This is a genomic window from Mesorhizobium sp. M1A.F.Ca.IN.020.06.1.1 (assembly GCF_004023265.1).
Lineage (GTDB): Bacteria > Pseudomonadota > Alphaproteobacteria > Rhizobiales > Rhizobiaceae > Mesorhizobium.
The window spans coordinates 1-5,864 of record NZ_RZSR01000310.1 but is presented as its reverse complement, the minus strand read 5'-3'; the positions used below and the strand labels follow the sequence as shown (position 1 = coordinate 5,864).

At 63.2% G+C, this 5,864-nt stretch carries 5 protein-coding genes and 1 pseudogene; 2 read left to right on the top strand and 4 right to left on the bottom strand.

Features of this window, described 5'->3' with window-relative positions; all coding sequences use genetic code 11:
- The coding region (locus EOA60_RS15500) for a glycine C-acetyltransferase (RefSeq protein WP_128311573.1) at nucleotides 1–905 on the bottom strand (905 nt) is incomplete at its 3' end.
- Nucleotides 906–1,204: 299 nt separating this feature from the next.
- Here EOA60_RS15500 and EOA60_RS15495 point away from each other — a divergent pair.
- Complete coding sequence (locus EOA60_RS15495; protein ID WP_067000493.1) at nucleotides 1,205–3,274, top strand: EAL domain-containing protein; 2,070 nt, start codon at nucleotides 1,205–1,207, stop codon at nucleotides 3,272–3,274.
- Here the strand turns inward: EOA60_RS15495 and EOA60_RS15490 are convergent.
- Nucleotides 3,271–3,699, bottom strand: coding sequence for a MarR family winged helix-turn-helix transcriptional regulator (locus EOA60_RS15490; RefSeq protein WP_095824783.1), 429 nt, complete (start codon nucleotides 3,697–3,699; stop codon nucleotides 3,271–3,273). The two genes, EOA60_RS15495 and EOA60_RS15490, sit on opposite strands and share 4 nt — an antisense overlap.
- A gap of 170 nt (nucleotides 3,700–3,869) precedes the next feature.
- Between EOA60_RS15490 and EOA60_RS15485 the strand changes: the two genes are divergently transcribed.
- Nucleotides 3,870–4,277 carry a hypothetical protein gene (locus EOA60_RS15485; protein ID WP_095824784.1) on the top strand — a complete coding sequence of 136 codons (408 nt, stop codon included), beginning with the start codon at nucleotides 3,870–3,872 and terminating at the stop codon, nucleotides 4,275–4,277.
- Nucleotides 4,278–4,401: 124 nt separating this feature from the next.
- On the opposite strand, the gene EOA60_RS15480 is transcribed toward EOA60_RS15485, so the two are convergent.
- Nucleotides 4,402–5,139, bottom strand: a complete 738-nt coding sequence (locus EOA60_RS15480; RefSeq protein WP_128311571.1) for an HD domain-containing protein — start codon at nucleotides 5,137–5,139, stop codon at nucleotides 4,402–4,404.
- A 105-nt stretch (nucleotides 5,140–5,244) separates the two neighbouring features.
- Nucleotides 5,245–5,864, bottom strand: a pseudogene (locus EOA60_RS15475) (N-methylproline demethylase); the annotation flags it as partial.

Below are 5,864 nucleotides of genomic sequence, written 5' to 3'. Positions count from 1 at the left end.
TTGGTATATAGGCGGCGGCGCAGCGCATCGCCATTGCGGATCAGCTCGAAGACTTTCAGCGAGGCGCCGGCGATCGCCGGCATCAGCGTGTTTGAGAAAAGATAGGGCCGCGAGCGCTGGCGCAGCCAGTCGACCACCTGTTTCTTCCCCGCAGTATAGCCGCCGGACGCGCCGCCCAGCGCCTTGCCGAGCGTGCCTGTGATGATGTCCACCCTGCCCTCGACGCCGCAGTGCTCGGCCGAGCCGCGGCCGTTCTTGCCGACGAAGCCAACGGCATGGCTGTCATCGACCATGACCATGGCGTCGTATTTCTCGGCGAGGTCGCAGACTCCTTGCAGGTTGGCGATGATGCCGTCCATCGAGAACACGCCGTCGGTGGCGATCAGCCGGAAGCGGCAGTCCTTCGCCTCCTTCAGCCGCGCCTCGAGGTCGGCCATGTCGTTGTTGGCGTAGCGGAAGCGCTTGGCCTTGGAGAGCCTCACCCCGTCGATGATCGAGGCGTGGTTCAGCGCGTCCGAGATGACGGCGTCTTCCTCGCCGAGCAGCGTCTCGAACAGGCCGCCATTGGCATCGAAGCAGGAGCCGTAGAGAATGGTGTCGTCCATGCCGAGGAAGGAAGAGATGGTGGCTTCGAGCTCTTTGTGTTCTTCCTGGGTGCCGCAGATGAAGCGCACCGAGGCCATGCCGTAGCCGTAGCGGTCGAGCGCCTGCTTCGCCGCATCGCGCAGCTCGGGGCTGTCGGCGAGGCCGAGATAGTTGTTGGCGCAGAAATTCAGCACCTTCTGGCCGGCGACCTCGATCAGGGCCGACTGCGTGGAGGAAATCACCCGCTCGGACTTGTAGAGCCCGGCCGATTTCAGGCCCTCAAGCTCGTTGTCGATGTGGGAGAGAAACGCTGCGCTCATGGTCTGGCCCTGTTTGTTCGATGCGGACTGTCGCGCTGCGGACAAGAAAAATCCATCGCAAAAACGACCGCTTCGGTGGCGTTGCGCAAGCCGCGCCGCAGCTCCTTCAGCGCAGCCGGACAAGGATGTGTTCAAATGCGACGATCTGCGAAAGGACATAATAACCATCCTGTCAGCTTTGTCGCGCCGCCGGCTCCGGCACCGTGCCGGTTTGCCGAGCTGTTAACCCTTTCACGTCAAGGGTTCTGGCGCCGCATATTCATGGCAGGAATCCGTCGATCGGGAGGGGTCACTCAGTTATGTCGCAGCAGCCGGTGCACAGCGTTTCGCGCAAGCTGATTCTGCTGATCAAGAGCGGCTACTGGCTGGCCTTGCTGATCATCGCCGCCATGGTGATGGCTTCCTTCATCCTGCTGCAGCAGTTGATGGCGCAGCAGCAGCACAATGACGCACTGCTCAACATCGTCTCCACGCAGAAAGCGCTGTCGCAGCGCATCGTTTTCCTGGCCAGCGCGACCGGTGCCGCCCCGCGCGACAAGCAGCCGGCGCTGGTCACCGCGCTCAAGCAGGCAACGGGCGAGTTCGAGACCAATTACGACCGGCTGCTCAAGGAGACCGGCGCCGATCCGCTATCGCCGGCGCGCAACGATCCGCAATCGATCGAATATGTGCTGTTCAGCAAGCCGTTCCATCTCGACTATTTCTCGGTCGGCCTTATCGCCAACGGCGATCGACTGGTTTCATCATTTGCATCCCAGCTCGGCATGCAAAGCGACGGCTATAAGGGCGGCGGCGAGCGCGTCGGCCTCGACGCCTCCGTCGCCAATGCGACTTTGTCCGGCTATGCCGCGCTCGGCCAGCGCATCAGCGCCTTCGCCACCGAGCGGTCGGATGAGATGCTCAGCCTGCACCGCACGCTGTTCTTTGCCACCATCGGCGTCATCGTGCTGGTCGCGCTATTCATCTTCCGGCCGATGTCCAAGGCCATCCTGCGCAAGACGCATGAACTGGTCGACGCCCGCAATTCGATGGCCTTCATCGCCGTGCATGACGGCCTGACCGGCTTGCACAACCGCACCTTCCTCACCGATCATTTCGACACGCTGATCAAGGGCGCGCATCGTCGCCGCGAGCGGCTGGCGGTGATCCAACTCGACCTCGACCGCTTCAAGCAGATCAACGACACGCTGGGGCACGCGGCGGGCGACTATGTGCTTGTCGTCACCGCGCAACGCATGCGCGATTCCTGCCGCGCATCGGATCTTTGCGCCCGTCTCGGCGGCGACGAGTTCGTGATGATCCTCAACGGCGCCGGCAGCACCGAGGACATCCATGCACTGGCCAAGCGCATCATCGCCAACATCAACGAGCCGATCACCTTCCAGGGCACGACCATAATGCCTGGCGCCAGCGCCGGCATCGCCGTCTATCCAGTCGACGCCGACAACGCGCAGGACCTGCTCGTCCATGCCGATCTCGCCCTCTATTCGGCCAAGAAGCTCGGCGGCGGCAGCTTCTCCTTCTTCTCCGAAGAGCTGCGGCGCGAGCTCGACTACCGCAAGCAGCTCGAGCAGGACATCCGCACGGCGATCGCGGAAAAGACCTTCGAGGTCTATTTCCAGCCTCAAGTGTCGCTCACCAGCGGCAAGATCAGCGGTATCGAAGCACTGGTGCGCTGGAAGCACGCCACGCGCGGCATGATCTCGCCCGGCGAATTCATCCCGGTGGCGGAGAAGTGCGGCTTCATGCCGGATATCGGCCGCATCGTCATCAGCAAGGCGATCAACGAAGCCGCCGAATGGGATCGCGCCGGCATCGATTTCGGACGCATCGCCGTCAATGTCTCGGGCACCGAGCTGCGCGAGCCGGATTTCGACAATTTCCTGTTCGGAACGCTGGAGCGAGCCGGGCTTGCGCCGCAGAAGCTGTCGCTGGAAATCGTTGAATCCGTCATCCTCGACGACGAGAAGACCGGCATCGCCGCCAAGCTCAGGCATATCCGCGCGGCGGGCGTCCATCTTGAGCTCGACGATTTCGGCACGGGCTATGCTTCACTCAGCCATGTCAACCCGAACGAGATCGATCGGCTGAAGATCGACCGCCGCTTCGTCCAGAACATCAACGAGAACGGCGACAACACTAAGATCGTGCGCGCCATCACCGAGCTTGCCCGCGGCCTCGGCATCTCGATCGTCGCCGAGGGCGCGGAAACCGAGGCCGAGCTCGACTCGCTGATGGCGATCGGCTGCGACCAGGTGCAGGGCTATTCGATCGCCTTCCCGATGCCTCAGGACAAGGCGCGCGAATGGCTTACCGCGCGCAGCCCGAAGAAGGCGAAGCTCAAGGTGCTGCAGGGCAGCCGGGCTTAACCTCCCACATTCGCCCGAAGCGCCGCCAGCACCTCGGCGAATTCCGCAAGCCGGTCGTCCGGCAGCCCAGCTCTCAGCCTTTTGTCGAAGGCGACGGCCGCGAGGCGCAACTTCTCGAACAGCGCTTCACCGGTTTCGGTCAGCGCCACCTGATGCACCCTGCGGTTCTGCGGATCGCGGCGGCGCGTCAGCAGCCCTTGCGCCTCCATGGCGTTGAGGTGATGCGTCAGCGTCGCGCCCTGGATGCCGATCATGCCGGCAAGCTCGCGCTGGTTGGCCAGTTCCTTCGACTTGACCGAGAGCAAGGTTACCCAGACCGGCAGCGTTCCTCCGACTTCCACCAAGGCAGTGTCAAAGGCCTGCGCCACCAGTTTGGCGGTGCGAGCGAGATTCATGCCGATGGGCGGGCGATCAAATGGCGTCATGGCTGGACACTAGAACAAGCAATGGATTGGCGGAACTCCGCATGAAGCATTGACATCTAACTATTAGATATCTAACTTTGCCTTATTAACGTTGTCGGACCCAGCCGATAGACAAAAACCGACAGGCAAAGCGTCACACCGGTGGCGGGGCGAACGAGAGGAATGCGGTCATGCAATATGTCTACATCGTCGTCATCGGCCTGCATGTTATGGCCGGTGTCTTCTGGGCCGGCACGACCATTGCGGTTGCCCGTGATCCGGAGATCAAGGCGGAGCGCTTTATCCGGCCGCAACTCGGCGCCTCCGGCATGGTCTTTTTGACCGGTCTGCTGCTTTGGTATTTCTTCCACGAAGGCGCTTTCGGCCCGATGGAAATGGTGCTGGCGCTGGGCATTGCGACGGCGCTGATCGCCGCCGGCGTGCAGGGCGCCCTGGTCGCCTCTTCCAGCAGGCGATTGGCCGGTGCCGATGCAGCGACGCAAACGCAGTTGCGCGCGAAAATGACCAAAAGCGAACGCCTCGCCGGCGGGCTGCTGGTCGTCACCGTATTGTGCATGGCCACGGCCAGGATGTTCTGACCCCTCAACGGCTCGCGCGGTACCGGTGCAGGCCGGCGGCCGCGCGCGGCGCACCGGACCAACGCGGCAGGTGGCTCTCCTTGAAGGTCCGGTGCGTTTCCGTGGTGCGGCCGTCACCGGTGCATCAGATCACCTCAACGGAACCGCCGCGTAGTTTTTCCCGTCGCAGCTTTATATAGGTCCGCATATTCGGCGCGATGCGAAAACCTTCCAGTCTGACGTCCTGAAGCGCTGCCGCCCAGCCAAGCGCTTCATAACGGCCGCCATATGTTTCGATCGTCGCGGCGAGATCCTCGCGGCCCAGTTGCCTGGCCAAGATGGCGCAGGCCGCGACCCGCGTTTCGATCGAGCGGCCATATTTGGGTGCGAATGCCAAGCCGCCGTCGGCGAGGTCGTCGACCTCGTGCGCAAGCTGCAGGAACAGGATGTCCTCATCGCCGGCCGGCACGCCCTCCTGCAGAAGGCGCTCGGGGTCGCCGGTGTCGAATTTCATGCCGCCGACGCGGGCGACGAGGCCTTCAGCCCTCGGCCCGATCCGCGCCTCCAGCCATTTCCGGTGCGCCTCGCTGCGCCTGCTGGACCTGCCGTCCGGATACTGGCCGCTGTCATAGGCAGCATGGAACATCGCCGCGAGGACGAAATCGAGATCCCTTTCGAAATGCGCCACAGACGAGGCGGCGCCTACCGCATGGCAGATAAAGGGCCGTCCTGACTTTCGATAGCGGCCGTTGAACATCGCGCATGCCACGCGATAGGCCTTCTGCACGCGTAGAAGATCGCCCAACGAGTGCCCGGACTCGTGCAATTGGATATAGAGCGCCGTATTGGTCTGGCGCGGAACGAACAGATCTTTTCCGGTCAAGCAAGCCCCCCGACTATGCGACCCCGGTTGCAGCCCTCCGAATCCGCGCCCGAAAATTGCAAATAAGATCTGTCAGGTCTAGCCTGGCCATTGGAGGACCGAGGTTCAGATCCGGATGCCGAACCTGATGCCGTCATAGATAGCGGCGTGGATGTTGCGCGAGGCGACTGCGTCGCCGATGCGGAACAGAACAAAGCCGCCTTCCGGATTGCGCGGCGGAAAAATGTCGCCGCCGCTTACCAGCCGCTCGTAGTCGACCGCGCCGCCATTCTTCGACAGCGGCTTCAGCGCGAGGTAGAGATCGTCGAGCGGCGCGGTGCCATGCTCGACCACCACCTGGTCGACGCGCCGCTCGCCGCGCCAGCCATCGGCGAAGTCCGACGCCAGCTCGGCGATGAGCTGGTTACCCTCGCGTCGCACGGAGCGCAGACGAGTGTTGATGGTGACGGTGACGCCTTTCTCGTGGAAAGCCCGCATATAGGGCACGTGGTTCAGGCCGCCCATTTCCGGCGCGAAGAAGCGTTCGGGCGAGACCAGCTCCAGCTTCGCGCCGCTGTTGGCAATCAATTCCGCCGCGCCCATGCCCTGATGGCCGCCATTGTCGTCATAGAGCAGCACGTTCTCGGCCGGCTTGACGCTGCCGGCCATAATGTCCCAGCTCGAGGTGACGAGATTGTCGCCCGCTGCCAGCGGCGGGTTCTGCGGCAGGCCGCCGGGGGCGGCAA